This window comes from Dysgonomonas sp. (assembly GCF_035323175.1).
GTDB lineage: Bacteria > Bacteroidota > Bacteroidia > Bacteroidales > Dysgonomonadaceae > Dysgonomonas.
The window spans coordinates 40,562-62,050 of sequence record NZ_DAOKYH010000009.1; the positions used below are offsets into that span (position 1 = coordinate 40,562).

Consider the following 21,489-nt stretch of genomic DNA (forward strand, 5'->3'; position numbering starts at 1 on the left):
GGTGCGACTAATATAAAAAGAATATAAACCATACTATAGAATATGTATTATCTCGAAGCCCACGATGTGGTGAAACAATATGGTAGTCATAGAGCTCTCGATGGCGTAAGCGTACAAGTGCCAAAAGGTTGTATCTATGGATTACTGGGGCCTAATGGTGCAGGCAAATCTTCGCTAATCCGCATAATAAACAGGATAACTGCTCCCGATGAAGGACAAGTCTTTATAAATGGAAGGGTGTCGGTAGCCGATGATGTTTTCAATATCGGTTATCTCCCCGAAGAAAGAGGCTTGTACAAGAAAATGAAAGTTGGAGAGCATATTATTTTTCTGGCACAATTGAGAGGCCTCTCGAAAGAAGACGCAGTACAAAAAACTCAATATTGGCTAAAGAAGTTTGATATACTATCCTGGCAAGGAAAGAAAGTAGAGGAGCTGTCGAAAGGTATGCAGCAAAAGATACAATTTATTGCTACCGTCATACATGAGCCCGATTTGTATATTCTTGATGAACCTTTCAGCGGATTTGATCCTGTGAATACAGAATTGTTAAAGAAAGAGCTGTTAGATCTGAAAGCCAAAGGCAAAACAATAATTCTTTCGACTCATAATATGGAATCGGTGGAGGAATTGTGTGACGAAATATCTCTGATAAATAAATCTAGGGTTGTATTGAATGGGAATGTGAAAGAAATACGCGCAAGATACAGAAAGCATATCTTCAAACTTCAGGTTGTGGGTGAAACTTTTGATCTGGAATCTTCTCACTTTTCGATATTATCGCAATCAACGGACAGTAATATTACGGAATTACTCATTCAGCGTAATGATGAGGCTTCCAACTCAGAGTTGATACAAGAGATAGCCAAACGCTATGAAGTGATGACTTTTGAAGAAGTATTGCCTTCGATGAATGATATTTTTATACAAATCGTATCAGAGACAAAACAATGAGAGGATTAAAGCTAATTATACATAGGGAATTTACCTCGAGAGTAAAAACCAAAGCGTTTATCTTGACAACGTTGCTAACCCCGTTCTTATTCTTGGGAGTGTCTATTATTCCTGGGTTGCTGATGATGTTGAGTAGCAATGATGACATAAACAAAGTGTATGTAATCGATCATACAGGTTCTTACTTTGGTTTGTTTCAGTCGTCGAAGAACTATGAGTTTGTTAAATTATCGGATAGCGATAGTAAGCCGAGTGATAAGCGGACAGCCATATTGGAGATATCGGAAGATCTGAGTGTAAATCCGAATGCAGCAACTTTCTATTCCGAAAAGCAGCAGCCTCCTCGTGAATTGACTGTTTATATCAACAACATACTTACGGATGCTGTTAGAAATAAAAAGATAGACGATTTTACCCAAAGAAGTAATATCGAACCACAACTTGTTACAGATCTGCAACAAATATTGAAATCGAAAGATCATATTAATGTTTCCACTATCCGTCTCGACGAAGCCGGACAGAAGACCGAGACACTTGGTCAGGCGGCATCTTTTGTAGGGATGGGACTTACATTGTGTATGTTCTTCTTTATCATGATGTATGGGCAAATGGTGGTGCAAAGTGTTGTAGAAGAGAAAACAAACCGCATCATTGAAGTGATTATTTCATCCGTTAGACCTTTAGATCTGATGATGGGCAAAATAGTCGGAGTTGGATTAGTTGGTTTGCTACAATTGGTTATCTGGCTTGTTATAGGAGGCGGCGCACTTGTTGCTATGCAAATATTCCTCGGGACAAGTGTAGATACCACTGCTACAATGGAGGCTCAACAGGCAATAAATGCAATGGCACAGAATAACTCGGAGATTACTTCTGCTGTTAATGGTATATTGGGCGTCAACTGGCTGCAGGTCGGAATCTGCCTTATATTATATTTTGTCGGAGGGTATCTTCTTTTCTCCTCTTTGTATGCCATGTTTGGGTCTGCTGCTAACGATTCGCAAGAGGCTCAGCAGTTGATGATGCCATTGACTATTATATTATTATTAGCCTTTTATACAGGTATTGCAGCATCTCAAAATCCTGAAGGCGCGATGGCCTTTTGGTGTTCGATCATACCATTTACCGCACCTGTCGTGATGATGGTACGTGCTCCGTTCGAAATATCTATATGGGAGTTAGTCTTGTCAGTTGTTGTGCTGTATGTAACCGCCATATTAATGGTTAAGTTGGCTGCAAAGGTCTATCGTGTCGGTATTCTGATGTATGGTAAGAAAGTAACCTTTGCCGAAATGTTTAAATGGTTGAGATATAAGTAATTTAAGATAAGTTTAGTGAAGCAATCCTGTCATATTTATTTTGGCAGGATTGTTTTTTTATTATTGCTAATACTTTCCTTAGACTGTTTTTCCCAAGATATAACAAAGCAAAAGCCGGACAAGAATCGCCCTTTACTTAGAATAAATAAAAATACAGTAAGTCTATAAGCCGGGTTCTGTACTCTTCAAGAAGAGTGCTTGCCATTTATCTACGCCTGATGTCACCAACAGGCTCTAGCGACCTACCCCCCGGCATCGGACGAGCAGCCCTACATGCGCCGGTATACATGGTCTTACAACTCGCAAGTGGTACGGCTCTGTATATTGCTATACAGACCGGTGAGCTCTTACCTCACCTTTTCACCCTTACCCCTGATAGGGGCGGTTGTTCTCTGTTACCTTAACTCTGCCCTCGCGAACAGCTTCCCATTAAGAAATACGATGCTCTGTGTTGCCCGGACTTTCCTCTTTCTGCCTTGCGGCAGCCAGCGGCAAACCGACCTACTGCAATTTGATGCAAAGATAGTTCATTTTCTTGGAATATATCTTACTGCTGTAAGTTTGGGTTTATTCGTTGCTTTGTTTAGTTCTCTTATCCTTATACATTTCATTGAACTTAGGACGAATTAGTAGACGTAGCGAAACATCATAATTCAGATAACTCCATACCCAGTCGATGAATACAGAAACCTTATTTCTCATTCCCACAATAGAAAGGATATGTACCAATAGCCACAACCACCACGCAACCCAGCCTCCAAAGCGGAGTTTCCCTAGGTCGGCAACAGCAGCATTACGTCCAATGGTAGCCAATGAGCCTTTGTCTACATATACAAATTTATCCCAATTGTCAGATTCTCCCTTATTGATATTTTTGGCTAGTTGCTTTGCCATCTGTAGGGCTACTTGGGCTACCTGAGGATGACCGATCGGATAACTTTCGGATGTTTGTAAAGAGGTATCGCCAATTGAGAAAATATCTTTATAGCCATTTACCTGATTGTATTCGTTTACAACCAAACGTCCTCGGTTGTATGCCGTTTCGTCAAGACCTGCTAAGCTATTTGGCTTAACCCCTGCCACCCAAAATACATTACGTGAACGTATTTGAGTGCCGTCAGCAATATTCACATAAGGGCTTTCTACCGATTTTACCGATTTCTCCTGATATACGATAACACCTCTGTCTAGTAATGTTTTTAATGCTGTTTCGGATGCTTGTTCCGACATGCCTGCCAATAGGCGAGAGCCTGCATTTACCAAGTGGATTTCCATTTTAGTAAAGTCTATTTCCGGGTAGTCTCTCGGCAAAACAGTTCTTCTCATATCGGCCAATGCTCCGGCTAATTCAACTCCTGTTGCACCTCCTCCGACGATAACAAACGTCAACAGTTCTTTTCGTTTTTCTTCGTCTGTTGTGATCAAAGATTCCTCGAAGCTTAGTAATATCCTGTTTCTCATCAAGAGTGATTCAGATACAGATTTTAGAGAGAATGTGTTTTCTATTAGATCTGTATTCCCGAAATAATTTGTATCACATCCTGTGGCGATAACTAAAAGATCGTATGTAATGATGCCGATATTTGTTTCAATCTTCTTATCAGATGTATTCACACTTAAAGCCTCACACATTCTGAAATGAAAGTCTTTATTTTTCTGAAAGTTCTTTCTATATGGATAAGATATCGAACTAGGTTCTAATCCTCCGATAGCTACCTGATAGAATAGAGGTTGAAACTGATAGTAATTGTTCTTGTCTATCAGTACTACCTGATATTGATTCTTATCCGCTCTTTTTGCAAGTTCGAGTCCGGCAAAGCCTCCTCCGATAATAACCAATCGTTTCTTCTTTCCGGAGTCGGGCAAGTTTGCTTTTATAATCATATTATAGATATATTTAAATTAAAAAACCATCTTACTGATAAGAGTTGATCAGTAAGGTGGTTTTATTTATATATAAAGATAAATTTAATTATCTTTCTTAATTTCCTATTTTGGCTTTAGCTTTCGCTTCCTTTTTTGATTCCCACTTAGCCTTAGCTACTTCGTAAACACCCGGAAGAATAGATACGACAACAATAATAATGACTACTTTGTCGAGATTTTTTTCTACCCATTCGTTACTTCCTATAATAGCACCTAAAGCACAAAAGATAACCACCCATGCTATACCTCCTATAACATTGTAAGAGAAGAAATGTTTATAGCTCATTTTGCCCATACCTGCAACAAAAGGAGCGAAGGTGCGAACAATAGGCACAAAGCGGGCAAGGATGATGGTTTTGCCTCCATGTTTTTCGTAAAACTTGTTTGTTTTTTCGAGATATTCTTGCTTGAATATCTTCGACTTGGGATTGCTGAAGAGCTTTTCTCCAAAGAGACGACCTATCGAATAATTTACTGCATCTCCTATAACAGCTGCTACAATCAGTATACCCACAAGGTAATAGATATGTAGCGGATTGTCGGGACGTACAGCGATAGCTCCCGCTAAAAACAATAAAGAGTCACCCGGTAAAAATGGTGTTACAACCAAACCTGTTTCGCAGAAAATGATCAAAAACAAAATGGCATATACCCATAAGCCATATTCAGTTACCAGCATGTCTAATGTTCCGCCTGTATCTCTTAACAGGTTAAGAAAGAAGTTCCAAACTTCGTGTAAGAATTCCATTTTAATGTTGTGTTACTTAATTTTTATGGTAATACGAGAAATGATGAGATTCGCACCTCATCATTTCCCATTAAATTTTTCACTGAACCAACAAGCCGGCTGCGACTTCATCTCTCTTTGCCTTTCCTGCCAATTGTTCAACAAGGCTTAGCGCAAAATCGATAGTCAGTCCGGGACCTCTTCCGGTAGTTATATTTCCGTCTATTACAACAGCTTTTTCTGTTTGCAATGTAGCTCCTTTCAGGTATTGTTCATATCCGGGATAGGCTGTTGCGCTCTTCCCTTCCAAAAGACCTAAGCCTCCTAAGACCATCGGTGAAGCGCATATTGCAGCAACCTTTTCACCTTTGTTGGCAAAAGCGAGTAGTTCTTTTTTCAAGCCCTCGTGTTCGTTGAATTTTGTTGTACCTCCGGGCAAAACAAGCATTTCTGCTTTAGAGAAGTCAACTTCGTCGAACATCAGATCGGCTATTACAGGTATTTGATGACTGGCAACCACTTGTTTGCTGTCAGTCAACGAAACTGTTTTCACATCCAAACCTCCACGGCGAAGAACATCGACTGTTCCAAGAGCTTCGATCTCTTCAAATCCTGTGGTCAGAAATAAAAATATAGTTTTCATATCCATTTAATTTAAATTAAACTTATATGTGATTGTTCCTTTTTGATTGGTGACAGATGACACTGTATTGAATTTTGTTCTTTTTGCCGCTCTTAGAGCTTCGTTCCGTAGATTTGTGTTTGGCGTATTTGTACCTTTTCCGATAGTGGCTTCTACTACATCACCTTTAGCATTTACCAATATATCGACAACAACAGTACCGTAATCGTCTACCGAATAGTTCGGTTTGATTAGTCCGCCACTGCCAAGGCTGCGTCCACCAAGATCGAACGATCCCCAGCCGCCAACTCCTGACGTTTTACCATAACTGGCATTTCCTGTTGGTACACCTTGTGTGCCTGTTCCTTCAGTATTGCCTCTGCTACCGCTACCTGTCCCATTGCCAAACAGCCCCGCCATTTGGTTGTTGATTTGTCCTTTCTTAGCCGCTTCTTGTTGTGCTACACGGTCAGCTTCAGCTTTCTTTCGCCTTTCGTCTGCTTCTTGCTGTTTCTTTTCTTCCGCTTTTTTCTTAGCTTCTTTTATAGCTACTGTTTCTTCCAGATTTTGAGTAACGGGAGCTTCCTTTGTGTTCGATACTGCCGGTTTTGTTTTGGTTGCAGTATTTTCTACCATCGGGATAGGATCTTCAACCACATTGGGTGAAGTGGCTTCTTCAGCACCAACGTCTCCATTGCCTCTACCAAAGGGCTCATCGTCTCCAAATGCATCGGGTACGTTGCCAAACATAACAGGAACTCCTCCCAAATCTTCGGCAGTCCTTGCCATTGGTGTCAAATCGAGGGTATAAAAAATAAGAGCTAAGATAATTAGCAAGTGAAATCCGATTGTTGCACCTAGACCTATTATTTTATCCTTCTGAGCTTCCATTTTTAGTCTACTTCAGTTTTTGGTTTCAGGCAATCCTTGTATGCCTTTATTGTATTTTCAAGACCCAAATACAATGCGTCGCTGATAAGGGCATGCCCAATAGAGACTTCATCTATTGTGGGTATATTTTCATATAGATAATTCAAATTTTCGAGACTGAGGTCATGACCTGCATTTAATCCTAGTCCAAGTTTCTTCGCTAATTTAGACGCAGCAACAAAAGGCTCTATGGCAGCCTCTTTGTTTTTGACATAATTGGAGGCATAAGGCTCTGTATATAGCTCAATCCTGTCTGTTCCCGTTTTTGCTGCTGCTTCTATTATTTCGAGTTCTGTGCCAACAAAGATAGATGTGCGTACACCTACAGCCCTGAATGTATCAACCAAATCGGATAGGAATTGTTGATGTTCAACAGTGTTCCAACCTGCATTGGATGTAATAGCATCTGGCTTGTCCGGAACAAGTGTTACTTGTGTGGGACGTATCGTTGTAACAAGGTCTATAAACTTTTGTGAAGGATAACCTTCGATATTAAATTCAGTTCTGATCTTTGCCTTTAAGTCATACACGTCTTTGAATCGAATATGTCTTTCGTCGGGACGAGGATGAACTGTTATACCTTCTGCACCAAATTTTTCGCAATCGAGAGCAACTTGTACAACATCCGGAACATTACCTCCTCGAGCATTGCGTAGTGTTGCAATCTTATTAATATTTACACTTAACTTTGTCATGTCAAACCATTAAAAACCGCCGTTCTTCACAAATTGCCAGAGATAGATGTTAATAGATAAAACTTTTTTAGCACCTTTGTGGAACGATATCAAACTACAAATGTAATATGATTTGATGAGAATGCGCGTATCAGTTCCGTTTTATTAACAGCTTAGAAAATCATTTGTTTGTATATAAATAGGTTCCGTTAAAAGTAAATGCGATGAAAATAGCCATATTCGGTAGCAAACATCAGAAGAAAGAACAGGTCGAAAAGTTATTTGGAATCTTAAACGATAACAACGTAGAAATCTATCTTCAGGAGAAATTCTATTACTACCTAAGAGATTGTCATCACTTGCAATATAATGTCGCAGGTATTATAAAGAACGATGAGTTCGATGTTGACCTAGTGGTAACAATCGGAGGAGACGGAACATTCCTGCGTACGGCATCGGTAATAGGCAAAAAGAATATTCCGATACTCGGTATAAATGCCGGACGATTAGGCTTTCTTGCAGATGTAGGCGAAGAAGATCTGGAAGCTACCTTCGAAGATGTCTTTTCGGGTAACTATCGTATCGAACATCGTAGCCAACTGCATCTGACTACCGAACATAAGATATATCATGGCTTCAACTATGCTCTCAACGAAGTGGCTATTATGAAGCAGGATACGGCTTCGATGATCACCGTGCATGCATATATCAACGACGAATACCTGACTTCGTATGAAGCTGACGGACTCGTTATGGCTACACCTACAGGCTCTACAGCATATTCACTCAGTGTGGGAGGGCCGATAATAGCGCCCGATGCTCACAACTTCGTTATTGCTGCCATAGCCCCTCATAGCCTGGGAGACAGACCTTTGGTTATAACAGATGATAGTATCATCACCTTTGATGTAGAAAGCCGTAACAATAGTTTTCTCATCTCATTGGACGGAAGGTCTAATGTATTTCAGGCAGGAACGAAGCTGACTGTAAAAAAGGCAGACTTTACCCTTCAGGTATTAAAACGGAAAGATAATACCTTCTACAAAACGTTGAGAAGTAAACTGATGTGGGGCGTTGATCCCCGCCAAAGCTAAGACCTTCCCGTAAGATTATAGGAACAGCGATTCATGTATAATCTCTCCTACTGTAGGATGAGGGAATACAATTTTCTGAAATTCTTCTACAGTAAATCCTTTTTCGATGGCAATGCCCGCTATAACCACCAGTTCCGAGGCGGGATTACCTAACATGTGGCAACCTATGATTTTTGAATCTTCGTCGATGATCAGTTTGCAAACACCATTTCCAAGTTCATTTTCAGCTACAAAACGTCCCGAATATGCCATTGGGAGTTTGTGAGCAGTGTATTTTATACCTTTAGCCGTAAGCTCTTCTTCTGTTTGTCCTACTCCTGCAATCTCAGGGTTGGTGTATACCACTCCCGGTATTGCCTTGTAGCTCATGCTGTCGGTCTTACCTAGAATATGATTGATGGCTACTTCTCCTTCACGTACCGCAGTATGTGCCAGAAGTGAATATCCTGTAATATCTCCGCATGCATATACATTGGGATGAGACGTCTGCATATTCTCATTCACCTTCACGCCGTTTCTGAACAACTCGATATTTAGCTTATCCAGATTCAGGTTTGCTGTAACAGGGCGTCGTCCTGTGCTCAGTAATATCTGAGAGGCTTCGATTGTCGATTGTTCCCCGTCTTTTTCGATAATAATCTGACCGCCTTTTATTTCAACGATCTTGGTGTTCATGTGAAAGTCGATACCTTTCTTGGTATATTCTGCACGAAGCATCGCTGATAGTTCTTTGTCCATTGCGCCGAGTATTTCGGGTAACATTTCTATCACTGTCACTTTTACTCCCAGACTATTAAAGAATGAAGCAAATTCGACACCGATAACTCCCCCTCCGATAACGGCTAAAGATTCCGGTACGTCCTTGTTGTCTAATGCTTCTTTCGATGTCCAGTACCCTGATTCGCTGAGTCCCTTGATAGGAGGAATAATTGTTTCAGAGCCTGTAGATAACAATACCTTCGCTGCGGTAATCGTTTCACCGTTGCATGATATGACGATATTACGCTCTCCGTCTTCACCTTCGATAGTTGCTTCGCCTATGATTACTGTTACATCATGAGCAGCCATTTTCTGTTTGATGCCGGCTACCAGCTTACGCACTGTTTTTTGTTTGCGGGCAATTATTTTAGGCAGATCGAAAGTTGGGCTTCCTTCTACGCCGACTCCATACTTCGCAGAGTTTTTTACATTATCTAGGGTCTTTGCCGAGTATAGAAGGGTTTTGGTTGGGATGCAACCTTCATTGAGGCATACGCCACCCAATGCATTCCTTTCGAATAATACAGTTTTTAATCCGTTGGCAGAAGCTCTTTCGGCTGCGGTATAACCTGCGGGCCCTCCTCCAATAATAGCAACATCGTATAAAGTCATATTCTAATTATATAGTAAAAAAAGTAACAAGGTTACAAAAATAATTGATATTCATTTTCAGTATCTTATGAGCAAAAGGTGACAAAAGTGACAGTTTTATCGCTGTTTTTATCTGTTACCTTTTATCCTCTGTGCCTACTCTGATAAAGATAAAATCTTATTGTTTTTATACAAGACGAGTTTGTCATATTATAAGATATAGCAACATGGTAAAGATAGGGAATTTAGTGATTTGTTCCTCCCAATAGAAGTTAGATTATTCGACTTGCTATTGTTTTTTGCTTTACATTCCTTAAATACATCGTCTCAGCTTATTTGTGTGAAAGAAGTTTACTCTTTCAATGTTATCCTTTCCCCTGTAATTATAATTAATCTTTATATACCTGAAAGTAGGTGTTTTTTCTATTCAAAATCATTATTTATGGTGATTGTAGCTTTTTGTACTGATTTATATTTTTGTGCCGAAAAAGCACTGTTTATTTTTATATAAACGAGTAAGCAAATTAAGTAGACAAAAAATGCCGGGCTCATCCCAAAGGATAACTAAAATATCTATAATCTTTTGATAGTAGAAATAGACTTTGTTTACGTATATCTGAAACATACGTGTGTTAAGCTGATTAACATACAAAATTATTATCATAAAATTACTTACAAATGCAACAACAACGTATTTCTTTACGCCTGTTCGGTATAATGTTTTTGCTTATGGGCATTGTCATATCATTGTCTGCACAGCAAAAATCGGCTGTTATAAGTGGTCGGGTATTTACTTCTGATGGAAAACCAGCTTCTAACGTTAGTATAACGATCGAAGAATTACATAGGAGCGATATGTCGAATTCTCAAGGATTCTATAAGATATCAGGCGTTCATGCCGGACGTTACACGCTCTTGTTCTCATCTGTGGGACTGCAATTGTCTAAAGTAGAAGTCGCTGTAGAGTCAGGTAAAGACCTACAGGTTCAGGATGTTTTCTTAAACGAAACGACCGAAAATCTGCAAGAGATAGAAATTATAGCAACCAAGAAAAACCCTTTTGCTGAGAAAATAAGTGCATCGGTTGCTAAACTCCCACTTGCCGACTTGGAAAATCCGCAGGTATATAATACAATCAACAAGACGGTTATTAAAGAACAAGTCGTTACAAGCCTCAATACAGCATTGAAAAATGCGACAGGTATAACTCGTTTGTGGGAAAGTACCGGACGTGCAGGCGATGGTGCGGAATATTACACCATGCGTGGATTTTCTTTGCAACCTACCATTGTGAATGGTGTGGCTAACATCAGCAACGGAGCTTTAGATCCGGCGAATGTAGAAAATATAGAAGTGGTAAAAGGTCCTTCGGGAACGCTTTACGGTGGAAATCTTATTTATTATGGTGGTCTGATCAATGTTGTTACCAAGAAACCGTATGATACTTTTGGCGGAGAGTTTGGTTACATTACAGGTAGTTATGGGTTAAACAGAGTAACAGCGGATGTAAACACACCGTTGAGCGACAAAGCCAGTATGAGGATCAATGGAGCTTACCATTATGAAAATACATTTCAGGATAATGGTTATTCAAAATCATTTTTTATAGCTCCTAGCTTTAAGTTTAAGGCTTCAGATCGCTTAACTTTCTTTATTAATACGGAATATAAATCGTTGGAGAGAACAACAGCTCCTATGATTTTCTTATACCGTTCTGCTCCCGTTACTTTCTCAAATATTGATTTGTTTGAAAAGAACTATAAGAAATCATATACAAGTAATCGCCTTGCTGTCAATAATCCTACCTACGGTATGCAAGCTCAGGCTTTATATAAAATCAATGAAAACTGGAACTCGCAGACTATTGTGGCCGCCAGCAATACAAAATCTGACGGATATTATCAATATTTATGGGACAATGTAAATGGTAGCGATTTTACACGCTATATTTCCAGATTAAATTCTTCTACCGATGCTATAAATGTTCAGCAAAACTTTACAGGAGATCATAAGTTTGGTAACATGCGTAACAGAGTTGTTTTCGGTGTAGATTATTTACAGAAAGAATATCAGGACAATGGTTATGCTTGGGTTGGAAACGGAGTTGTGTCGCTTGCCAATCAGACAGATACAGGCGTGCTTACCGCTACAGGTGTGGATGCTCTTTTATCTGCTGATCCGGGGAGTGTATCCAATTCTACCGTTAAAATTTGGAGTACCTATTTGTCTGATGTTGTAAATTTTACTCCTCAATTGTCAGCATTGGTAGGACTTCGCTTGGATAACTATTCAGCATCAACTTCGTGGAATGCTAAAGAGGTGAAAAATCAGGTGACTTTCTCTCAAAAATTAGGTCTTGTTTACCAGCCAATATTGCAACATCTTTCTTTGTTTGCTAATTATATGAATGGCTTTCAAAATCTTGAACCTGTAACGCAGCACGATGGTTCTGGTAATACTTCTATGAAGATCTTGAAACCTGAGAAAGCGAATCAATGGGAAGTGGGTGTGAAAAGCAACCTGTATAATGATAGAGTTTCGTTGACTGTGAGCTACTATGACATCAAAGTTTCTAACAAGACGATGGCTGATCCGGCGAATGTGTTGAATGTAATTCAAGGCGGAGTGGTAAAGAGCAGAGGGGTAGAGGTTAGCCTTATTGCCAATCCTGTTGTAGGGTTGAATATGATTGCTGGTTATAGCCACAATTACAATAAGATAACAAAGGATGCTGCCGATGGTGATTATATCGGTCTAAGATCGGAAGAGTCAGGTCCGGCAAATTTGTTTAATGCATGGGTAAGCTACAAATTGACTACAGGTTCATTGAAAGGGTGGGGAGTAGGCGCAGGAGCTAACTACGCATCAGAATATAAAACACTCAACAGACACTCAACCGGTAGTTTCACTTTGCCAAGTTATACTATTTTCAATGCATTGATCTCTTATAATGGAGATAACTATACCATCAGTTTGAAAGGGGATAACCTCGCCAATAAAAAATATTACGGAGGATGGAGTACAGTTACGCCGCAGAAATTGCGTACCATATCTCTTGCATTGAATTATAGATTCTAAGAAATAATGAGGTTGTCCCAAAAGTAATATTTAAATAATGAAGATTACTTTTGGGATATCCTCTTTAAATTTTCTAATTAAAAAAAAACTCTCATGACATTCAAAAAGATAGCTTATCAACTGCATCTTTACCTGGGGCTTATCTCCGGGCTTATTTTTTTTATTGTATGCCTGACGGGAGCTATTTGGGCATTAAAGCTGAATGGATGGGTAGATCAGGAGAAACTGCCCGAAGTATCGCAAGGCAAACATACGACGGTTGTTTCGCCCTCATCGGTAATAGAAATTGCCAAGAAAGAATTTAAAGATAAAACGCCTGATTATATAGAGTATTCGGAAGATGCCCCAATTAAAGCAACTTTTCGTGGGCAAGGGTATAATTATTCGCTACAAATGGATCCTTATACGGGCAAAGTGATATCGGTAAAAGGAGCTGAAGGTTCTTCGGGGTACGACTTTTGGGATTTCATTGGGATGGGACACTTTTCACTTTGGCTTCCTTATAGTATAGGGCAACCCATTGTAGGCTATTCTACATTGGTTTTTGTGGTTGTAATAATCACAGGACTTATTCTTTGGATTCCGAAAAGTAAAAAAGCCCTTAAATACAGTCTCTGGTTCAGATGGAAGAAGAAAACCAAAATGTATAAGAAAGTGTATGATTTGCACAATATTCTTGGTTTTTATGCCGCTTTTATACTCCTTATCATAAGCCTTACGGGTATGGTGTGGGCATTGGAATGGTGGTCGCAGGGTGTATATAAGGTTACTTCGGGTGGCAGGGTAATGCCTGAATGGAGAATGGCACAATCCGATACATTGCATGTTGATACTCCTGCTAAAGATATTTATCTGGGAATTGATTCATTGTTTTCGGATCTGTCGCAAAAAGCTCCTACAGCTCAGGCTTTTTCGATATATTTACCCAATGTAGAAGATAAGGCTTCAGCCATTATGATAACCGTATTCCCCGACAAGAAACTGTACTATAATGTAGATAGGTACTCGTTTGACAAATATAGCTTTAAACAGGTTGAGGTTGACCATCCGTATCAGGGCAAATATGAAAACAAAGATTTTGCAGACAAGCTACGCCGTATGAATTATGATATTCATATCGGAGCCATAGGCGGTACAGCGGGCAGATTATTGGTATTTCTTTCTACTCTATTTGGTATGAGCCTGCCGTTGACAGGATTATATCTTTACATCAGAAAGAGGAAAAAGACGAAGGAGAAAAAGAGTAATATTGCTGAATAAGATTATCTACCCACTTGCAAAACACTTTTAGTTCAGCCGGATTATAGCCATCCTTTCGCCAATGGTTTAATAGAGAATCGGACTTGTTTAATATCTGGTTTTCTATGGGTTTTATCTTTTGCAGAATGCCGTTGCCATCAGCGGTAATGAGTGCCGCTAGATTGATATAGTCATTGCCTTCTCCCCGGTCTATGGGGAAGAGTTGTTTCTTTAGTTTCAGAGACCAATCGCATAGCTTTGCATTTCCTGTTTCATCGGCAATCATTGTGGATGGGTACCAATTGTCTTTATTGAGCCATACGGGTACAACCACTGTGGTAAGTGGTGAACCTAATATCGTCCACATAGTGGTAAGCGAAGCGGGTTCAGCCTTTTTCACGCCTTGCACAACGATAACCGAAGAGGTAGAGTAGCGGGGTATATAGTCTCTGAATGCTGCAAAAACAGTCTTTGAAGTGTCTTGAGGCATTATGTCATATAAGTTTGTCCCGGTCAGTCCGTGTGTGAGATGACGTGAAACATCCTGTAACAAGAAGCGGTAAGAAAGTGAGCCTGATAAAGCAGCATTGTAAAATAACGGTTCGGCAGCCTGATAGCGGCTCAAACCCTTATCTCTGGCTCTATCTCCCGAAAAAGAATAATTGGTGCGTATAATATATCCCATAGGAGCTACGGAAGGATCATTTGCATCGTATTTCTTGAAAGTATAATCGCCTGTTTCGTAATAGGCAGCTCCTCCTTGTGCGTCTATCACCCCGAAGTTTGCATTTACATAAAGAGGCTTCGGTAATGTTTCCAGCATTTTTTCGAAATCGGCAAGCGTTGCACATTGTTGCAGAGCCATTTTTATGACAATCCCTTCACGTTCCTCAGGTCCTACTTCGTTCTCATTCAGGTTGTACGATGCTGAATTCATTATGGCAAAGCCTGTAGAGTTGTAGCCTCCCCATACTTCTTTGCCTGTCTTATCTGTACTGTTTACAATGCCAATGTACTGATACTTACCATCGCTAAAAGCCATTAGCTTATTCTGTAAGGCACTTGTATCCCTGTGTTTGTAGAGCAAGGGGCGTCCGTCGATAGTTCCTTTACCTGATATAATAGCAGTGGTGCATGCTATGGCGTGACCGGAAAGTACGAATAGCAAAAGATAAATAAAATATAGGCGTTTCATAGTAACTGATTTTAAGACAGATAAAAGTAATATATTTTATTCTATATATATCATCTTTTTTGTCATACCTCCGTCAACTACAATATTTTGTCCATTAATAAAATCATTCGCCGGATCGCAAAGGAACAGGCAAGTGCGAGCTATATCTTCGGGTTTGCCCACTCTGCCCGAAGGGTGCTGCTTATGGTCTTCGGGACGTAAATCGCCATAATGCCCTGTGTCTATCCAGCCCGGACTGATACAGTTCACCGTTATATTATATTCACTAAGGGAAATAGCTAAAGCGTGAGTAAGCGATACGATTGCTCCTTTAGATGCCGCATAGGCTTCGGAATTCGGTTCGCTCATCAGGTAGCGGGTAGATGCCATGTTGATTATTCGCCCGTAGGTGTTTAATTCTTTATTTAGTGAGCGGTGTTTTGCTAATGATTTGGCTAATATGAATATAGGACGTAGGTTGATGTTCAGAACTTTGTCGAAGTCTTCTACTGACACATCGAGTATCGATCCGAAATTGCTAACTCCTACATTATTGATAATGATATCTATATTTCCTTTCTGGGAGATAATAGTATGAATAAGGTCACTCAAAGCTCTTGCATCGGAAACATCAAGTTGGGCGAATGAGCATTTATAGCTTTTCATCTCTTCGCTTAGTCGCTTTCCTGCCTCTTCATCCATATCGCAAAAAGTAACATCTGCTCCTTCTTCGCAAAAAGCTTTTACTATGCTTCTGCCAATACCATTGGCTCCGCCTGTGACAAATACTATCTTGTTTTGCAAACTCTCCATAATTATTGTGCTTATTTGGGGATGAATACCTCTTCAAATAATACTTTCATTCTGCTTTTTACTTCTTCCATATCTACCTTATGCCCAAGCTCTTTTTCAAGCGATGTTACGCCTTTGTCAACAAAGCCACAAGGATTGATAAGTGAGAAATAAGATAAATCTGTATTTATGTTGAATGCAAATCCGTGCATTGTCACAAAGCGGCTACTACGCACACCTATCGCCGCAATCTTTCGTGTGCGAGCAGAGACTGTTGTATCTATCCATACACCTGCTGCACCTTCGAGTCTTTCAGCTTTGATATTGTAAGACGCCAAAAAACGAATTATAATTTCTTCTAGGTTAAAGATGTATTGTCTCAGTCCGATGTCGTATGATTCTAAATCGAAGATAGGATAACCTACAAGTTGTCCCGGGCCGTGATATGTAATATCTCCTCCACGATCTATTTGGAAAAGTGATACTCCTTTTTCTTTTAGAAAATTTTCCTGAAACAGAAGGTTTTCATGTTTACCATGTTTGCCAATTGTTATAACATGTGGGTGCTCGCAAAACAAGAGGTAGTTTTCGGGCTGTTCCCCTTTCTCCTTAAGGGATAGGGCTTCTGCGAATAACTCTTGCTGGTATTTCCATGCATGCCCGTATTCTATATTTTCTAGATCTTTGTATATCATTGTATTTACTTATTTATTTAACTTTTCCCGGATTTTTATTTATAAAATCTTTCCAACTTGTAAATTTCTTTTCTTGTGTAGGGTTGTTTGTTTGGAAATAATGGCAAACTGCAGCGGCTAAACCATCAGTAGCATCCATCTGAGTTGGCATATTACTGTCGGGTATATGGAGGAAATGTTGTAACATATAGGCAACTTGTTCTTTAGCTGCACGTCCATTTCCGGTAATTGACATTTTTATTTTCAATGGGGCGTATTCAAAAATGGGAATGTCCCGCGATAATGCAGCAGCCATAGCTACCCCCTGAGCTCTACCCAGCTTGAGCATACTTTGCACATTCTTTCCAAAAAAAGGAGCTTCGATGGCTAGTTCATCGGGTAGGAATTCATCAATCAGCCCAATTATCCGTTCAAAAATCCGTCGGAGTTTCAGATAATGGTCGTCATACTTACTGAGTTGTAGTACCCCCATTGCTAATAGTTCGGGCTTGTTATTCACTACACGCAAGATACCGTATCCCATTACTTGTGTGCCGGGGTCGATACCCAATATTATTCGTTCTTTTTGTATCATACTACAAGCTTATTTCTTCTAATAATGTAACAAACCCCAAAGCCTTATTTCCAAACAGAGAGGTTAGCTCTTTCTGGAGAGCTTCGCCTTCTGTAGCATACCAGTGATTGAGCGTATCTACATTCTTCACCTTGAACTGTAATGAATAGCTGGTTCCACTTTCCTCATGCTGTGCGTGGATACGTGCGAAACGAGGTTCGTATAAGAAACCGCTATTCGTTGCTTTGATTATGTAAACATCTTTGATAAAACGGATATAATCGTTGCAGACTTCGTCTTCTACATGAAATGTAGTATTGAAAATGATCATTTGTCAGTGTTTTTTTTCTAAACAAAAATACGAAAAGTTTATGGGTTTTTCTTCAAGAATGAAACAAGCTGTTCTTGCTTATGGAATTTTATAGATTTAGATATCTATTAGAGAAAGATAATTATTATGATTATGAGAAGTATGTTTTTTACTTATTTTTTTATATTGCTATTATTTGTAATGCACAGACTAACGGGAACGTTTTAATTACAACAGAACCAATGCCGACATATCCGGGTGGAGAAAGTGCTTTATATTCTTTTATCGAAAAGAACTTGGAATATCCCAAATCTGTTCAAAAACAAGGGATAGAGGGACAGGTCGTTGTACAATTCAATATTGCGCCTAATGGGGAAGTCGTGAATGTGAGAATAAAAGAGGGTTTAGAGTCTTCGTGTGATAGCGCTGTTGTAAGAATGGTAAAAATGATGCCTAAATGGATTCCGGTAAATAAGAATAGGCTCTCGGATGAATTTACTTTACCTGTCATTTTTAAATTAAAGTCAGAATAGGCATATTAATATTGTTAGTAAATGATTTCTTTAAATTAAAGAGGTTGTCCTGAACCAATTTTCAGAACAACCTCTTTGAATATTTATATAAGTTAATTAAGGTTTTAAGTCGACAAAAGAAGCCTTGTTATTCAGTACATTATTTACTTTTTCTACAATTTTTGTTTCCGGCAACATAAATGACTCTTTCAGCTTTGTGTCTAGAGCAGATGCCGCCACTTCAATCTGATAAGAACCTTTGTCTGCTACCCATGCGCTCTTTCCTTGATTAAAAGAAGCTAAATCGCGAAGAGTTAAACGTAAAGTTACTGTTTGTTCTTCTCCCGGTTTTAGCAATCGGGTCTTGGCAAAAGCCTTAAGTTCTTTTGCGGGTTTATCTATAACATTCGTTGGCGAGGATAAATATAATTGAACAATCTCTTTTCCTGCCGCTTTTCCTGTGTTCTTCACATTAACGCTTACATACAGTTCGTTGTCAAACACCTTGTCGCTTATTCTCATATCAGAATACTCAAATGTTGTATAAGACAGACCATATCCAAACTCGTATGCAGGTTTTACATTAAAGGTGTTGAAATATCGGTATCCTACATATACTCCTTCTTTATACATCACTTCAGTCGGCTTGTCGGCAGGAAGTCCTTGGAAATTGTCGGCAGAAGAAACATCCTCATATCTTACGGGGAATGTCATAGATAATTTTCCCGATGGGTTTTCTTTCCCTGATAAAATGTCCGCTACAGAGTTTCCGGCTTCTTGCCCCGGAAGCCAAGCCATTAAGATTGCGTCCACTTTGTCTTTCCAGCTTGCAACTTCTATTGCTCCTCCATTATTGAGAACCACTATCACTTTTTTCCCTTGAGCGTGAAATATAGATGATACATTATCTATTAGGTTCAGTTCTTCTTGTGTCAGTTTAAAATCAGCTTCAATCTTTCTATCGTCCAATTCTCCCGAACTTCTTCCTATAGTAATTATTGCAACATCATTTTTTGAGGCACTTTCTTTTATCATCGACTCCTTAAGTTTTGGTTGAGGCATTAGGGGAACCAGCATTAACGGGTTAGCCTTCAACGCTTCTTTTACTTTGGCTACCTCAGCATTTACAAATGGAGTATAAAATTGATCTAGTTTCTGATCCGTTGAATAGCCTGCATTCTTTAGTCCCTCTTTTAGTGATACAATATATGCCTTGTTTACATCTCCACTACCTGTTCCTCCGGCAATGAGATTGTAAGATAAGCTTCCGAAAACAGCCAGATTCTTTGTGCTTGGAGCAAGAGGGAGAGCATTCTCTTTATTTTCTAATAAAACCATGCCTTCGGTTGCTGCCTGACGTGTGAGTTCTGCATGTTTTTTCAAGTCGGGTTTGTTTGAAAATTGATAGTTTCTTATTTTGTTTGAAGACAAGATCATATCCAATATTCTCTTTACACAAATATCCAAATCCCCTTCGGTAAGAGCTCCCGATTTTAAATCATTCAGTATGTCTTCTTTTTGTGAAGGAATACCCGGCATTAATAAGTCATTACCGGCTTTTAGTTGCAGCGATGTGTTGTGTTCTTTCCCTTTACCCATCAGAGCTTCTAGTCCGTTGCTATATCCACCAAACCAGTCTGTTATAACTACACCTTTGTATCCCCATTCGTCTCTTAGTATTGTTGTCAGCAAATCATAATCGGCAGAAGTATATATTCCGTTTATCTTATTATAAGAAGACATTATGGTTGCTGGGTTTGATTCTTTAACTGCGATTTCGAAACCTCTTAAATAAATCTCTCTTAATGCCCTCTGAGATACATTGACATTCAAGTCCATTCTGTTTTTTTCACTGTTGTTTGCCGCAAAGTGTTTTACCGATGTTCCCGAACCGTTCTCCTGTATACCGTTTATCATTGCCGCCGCAATTTTTCCTGTCAATAAAGGGTCTTCCGAGTAGTATTCATAATTTCGTCCACAGAGTGGGTTCCGCATAATATTGATAGCCGGAGCAAGTTGTATATCAGATCCGTATTCCAATACTTCGTTTCCTATTGCTCGCCCTACTTGTTCTATCAACTTTGTATCCCAAGTGCAAGCTAATAGAGTGCCCACTGGGAAGCCGGTTGCATAAAATGTTTGATCTGTGTTTTTTCTGTTTGGGCTGATGCGCACACCTGCCGGCCCGTCTGTCATCACAATAGCCGGGATACCATATTTGTCAAGAGGATAAGTTGTGCCGGCAGCACCCGGGACTAGGTATTCTGTTCCTCCTACTACCATGTCTTTTATCAACCCCTCGAAGCCTTTCATGCCCGTTCCCAACACTAGATTTATTTTATCGTCTAGTGTCAGGCGAGTCATTAAGTCTGAAATTCGTTTGTTGTTGGGCAAACGAGTATCTTCATACGGTTGTAGTTTTCCGTCATTATTTAAGTCTGGGAATGTTTTTCCATCTACAACAATTTGTTTAGGCGGTTGGCCTAATAATTCAAAAGTTGCGATAATTAAACAAAAACCTGTTAAAATATATTTTTTTATCATATCAATATTTTTTTATCAATTTTATAATAACGTATTTTACACACCAGAGGCAAAATTAATACATATGCCCATATGACGTACACAATACGCTTTTATTTTTTATGTTGTATAACATGCAGCATGAGGGATCATGTCGTCTGAAAAATAGATATTGGTTTAATGATGTAAAGAAGAGAGACTTATGAAATCATTGTACTTGGAGACTTTTAAAGCACAGACAGAGAATATACACCCGGGACTATCTGTAGACTGTGTTATTATATCTTTTCATGAGCAAAAAATGAAGATATTGCTCAATAAATATAAATTAAGTAAACTGTGGATGTTGCCGGGAGGTTTAGTCCATAAAGAAGAGGATGTTGATGAAGCTGTACAAAGGGTTTTACTTCAGCGCACCGGTTTGACTAACATAAAATTGAGACAATTCTATTTATTTGGAAAGAAAGATCGTTGTAATATAGATAACAATAGAGATCTGCTGGAAAGTTACGGTGTTAGCCCTGACGATATCCCCAATTTGATGAGCCGATATGCGACGTTGGGTTATTTTGCTTTCGTGCGTTACGATCAGGTATCGTTGAGCGAAGACGATACAGACTTGAGTATGTGGTTTGATATAGATAAAATACCTAAACTCAGCCATGACCATAATGAAATCATAAATCGGGCAATAAAGCATATACGACTGCTTATAGACGTTATTCCTATCGGATATGAATTGCTTCCCGAGGAGTTTACGATAGTAGAGTTGCGAAAGATATATGAAGATATATTGGGAGAGGAACTTGATAAGCGTAATTTTAGAAAACGAATGTTAACTTCTGAATTAATTGTTAGTCTCGATAAAAAAAGAGAATCCGATCCCTATCCTCAGCCAAACTTGTACTCTTTCAATATGAAGAGAATAGAAGAGCTGTTGGATTTATGATATAATCATTTTGTTATTATTTATGTGTATCCAAGTATGTTTTATCCATGCTTGGATATTTTTTTTCT

General features: G+C 39.2%; 19 protein-coding genes and 1 other RNA gene. 7 read left to right on the forward strand and 13 right to left on the reverse strand.

Features of this window, described 5'->3' with window-relative positions; all coding sequences use genetic code 11:
• The first annotated feature begins 42 nt into the window (after positions 1–42).
• Both PKC55_RS11545 and PKC55_RS11550 read left to right on the forward strand, forming a co-directional pair.
• Positions 43–954 carry an ABC transporter ATP-binding protein gene (locus PKC55_RS11545; RefSeq protein ID WP_291028949.1) on the forward strand — a complete coding sequence of 304 codons (912 nt, stop codon included), beginning with the start codon at positions 43–45 and terminating at the stop codon, positions 952–954.
• Complete coding sequence (locus PKC55_RS11550) at positions 951–2,273, forward strand: ABC transporter permease (protein WP_291126065.1); 1,323 nt, start codon at positions 951–953, stop codon at positions 2,271–2,273. The genes PKC55_RS11545 and PKC55_RS11550 overlap by 4 nt, the downstream gene beginning before the upstream one ends.
• A gap of 149 nt (positions 2,274–2,422) precedes the next feature.
• Here PKC55_RS11550 and rnpB read toward each other — a convergent pair.
• The 6 genes from rnpB to PKC55_RS11580 form a co-directional block, all read right to left on the reverse strand.
• An RNA gene (gene rnpB / locus PKC55_RS11555) (RNase P RNA component class A) lies at positions 2,423–2,781 on the reverse strand.
• 59 nt (positions 2,782–2,840) lie between these two features.
• Entirely contained in the window at positions 2,841–4,157 is a 1,317-nt protein-coding gene (locus PKC55_RS11560; RefSeq protein WP_291126063.1) for an NAD(P)/FAD-dependent oxidoreductase, read from the reverse strand.
• Positions 4,158–4,254: 97 nt separating this feature from the next.
• Positions 4,255–4,947, reverse strand: coding sequence for a DedA family protein (locus tag PKC55_RS11565; RefSeq protein WP_135103443.1), 693 nt, complete (start codon positions 4,945–4,947; stop codon positions 4,255–4,257).
• A 79-nt stretch (positions 4,948–5,026) separates the two neighbouring features.
• Complete coding sequence (locus PKC55_RS11570; RefSeq protein WP_291028946.1) at positions 5,027–5,569, reverse strand: DJ-1 family glyoxalase III; 543 nt, start codon at positions 5,567–5,569, stop codon at positions 5,027–5,029.
• Positions 5,570–5,575: 6 nt separating this feature from the next.
• On the reverse strand, positions 5,576–6,439 hold the full coding sequence (locus PKC55_RS11575; protein WP_135103446.1) for an energy transducer TonB family protein: 864 nt from the start codon (positions 6,437–6,439) through the stop codon (positions 5,576–5,578).
• A 2-nt stretch (positions 6,440–6,441) separates the two neighbouring features.
• Positions 6,442–7,173 (reverse strand): pyridoxine 5'-phosphate synthase, encoded by a 732-nt coding sequence (locus PKC55_RS11580; RefSeq protein ID WP_135103447.1) that lies wholly within the window; start codon positions 7,171–7,173, stop codon positions 6,442–6,444.
• 203 nt (positions 7,174–7,376) lie between these two features.
• Here PKC55_RS11580 and PKC55_RS11585 point away from each other — a divergent pair, with 203 nt between their 5' ends.
• Entirely contained in the window at positions 7,377–8,246 is an 870-nt protein-coding gene (locus PKC55_RS11585) for an NAD kinase (RefSeq protein ID WP_283686909.1), read from the forward strand.
• Positions 8,247–8,261: 15 nt separating this feature from the next.
• On the opposite strand, the gene lpdA is transcribed toward PKC55_RS11585, so the two are convergent.
• Entirely contained in the window at positions 8,262–9,617 is a 1,356-nt protein-coding gene (gene lpdA / locus PKC55_RS11590; protein ID WP_291126059.1) for a dihydrolipoyl dehydrogenase, read from the reverse strand.
• 657 nt (positions 9,618–10,274) lie between these two features.
• Here lpdA and PKC55_RS11595 point away from each other — a divergent pair.
• Both PKC55_RS11595 and PKC55_RS11600 read left to right on the forward strand, forming a co-directional pair.
• Positions 10,275–12,674: a TonB-dependent receptor gene (locus PKC55_RS11595; RefSeq protein ID WP_291126057.1), complete on the forward strand. Its 2,400-nt coding sequence runs from the start codon at positions 10,275–10,277 to the stop codon at positions 12,672–12,674.
• 93 nt (positions 12,675–12,767) lie between these two features.
• Positions 12,768–13,934, forward strand: coding sequence for a PepSY-associated TM helix domain-containing protein (locus PKC55_RS11600; protein WP_291126055.1), 1,167 nt, complete (start codon positions 12,768–12,770; stop codon positions 13,932–13,934).
• Here PKC55_RS11600 and PKC55_RS11605 read toward each other — a convergent pair.
• From PKC55_RS11605 to PKC55_RS11625, 5 genes are read right to left on the reverse strand one after another with little or no spacing between them, the layout of a single operon-like run.
• Positions 13,885–15,108 (reverse strand): C45 family peptidase, encoded by a 1,224-nt coding sequence (locus PKC55_RS11605; protein ID WP_324373115.1) that lies wholly within the window; start codon positions 15,106–15,108, stop codon positions 13,885–13,887. The two genes, PKC55_RS11600 and PKC55_RS11605, sit on opposite strands and share 50 nt — an antisense overlap.
• A 36-nt stretch (positions 15,109–15,144) precedes the next feature.
• Entirely contained in the window at positions 15,145–15,900 is a 756-nt protein-coding gene (locus tag PKC55_RS11610; RefSeq protein ID WP_135103456.1) for an SDR family NAD(P)-dependent oxidoreductase, read from the reverse strand.
• Between the two features lie 11 nt (positions 15,901–15,911).
• Positions 15,912–16,574 carry a lipoyl(octanoyl) transferase LipB gene (gene lipB, locus PKC55_RS11615; RefSeq protein WP_291126051.1) on the reverse strand — a complete coding sequence of 221 codons (663 nt, stop codon included), beginning with the start codon at positions 16,572–16,574 and terminating at the stop codon, positions 15,912–15,914.
• Positions 16,575–16,587: 13 nt separating this feature from the next.
• On the reverse strand, positions 16,588–17,148 hold the full coding sequence (ruvC, locus tag PKC55_RS11620) for a crossover junction endodeoxyribonuclease RuvC (protein ID WP_283686901.1): 561 nt from the start codon (positions 17,146–17,148) through the stop codon (positions 16,588–16,590).
• A gap of 1 nt (position 17,149) precedes the next feature.
• A complete protein-coding gene (locus tag PKC55_RS11625) occupies positions 17,150–17,458 on the reverse strand; it encodes a DUF4286 family protein (protein ID WP_283686900.1) in 309 nt (102 codons plus the stop codon).
• Between the two features lie 80 nt (positions 17,459–17,538).
• Between PKC55_RS11625 and PKC55_RS11630 the strand changes: the two genes are divergently transcribed.
• A complete protein-coding gene (locus PKC55_RS11630) occupies positions 17,539–17,970 on the forward strand; it encodes an energy transducer TonB (RefSeq protein WP_291126049.1) in 432 nt (143 codons plus the stop codon).
• Positions 17,971–18,066: 96 nt separating this feature from the next.
• Here the strand turns inward: PKC55_RS11630 and PKC55_RS11635 are convergent, their stop codons facing one another.
• Entirely contained in the window at positions 18,067–20,493 is a 2,427-nt protein-coding gene (locus tag PKC55_RS11635; RefSeq protein WP_291126047.1) for a beta-glucosidase, read from the reverse strand.
• 181 nt (positions 20,494–20,674) lie between these two features.
• Here PKC55_RS11635 and PKC55_RS11640 point away from each other — a divergent pair, with 181 nt between their 5' ends.
• Positions 20,675–21,421 (forward strand): NUDIX hydrolase, encoded by a 747-nt coding sequence (locus tag PKC55_RS11640; protein ID WP_291126045.1) that lies wholly within the window; start codon positions 20,675–20,677, stop codon positions 21,419–21,421.
• Positions 21,422–21,489: the final 68 nt, after the last annotated feature.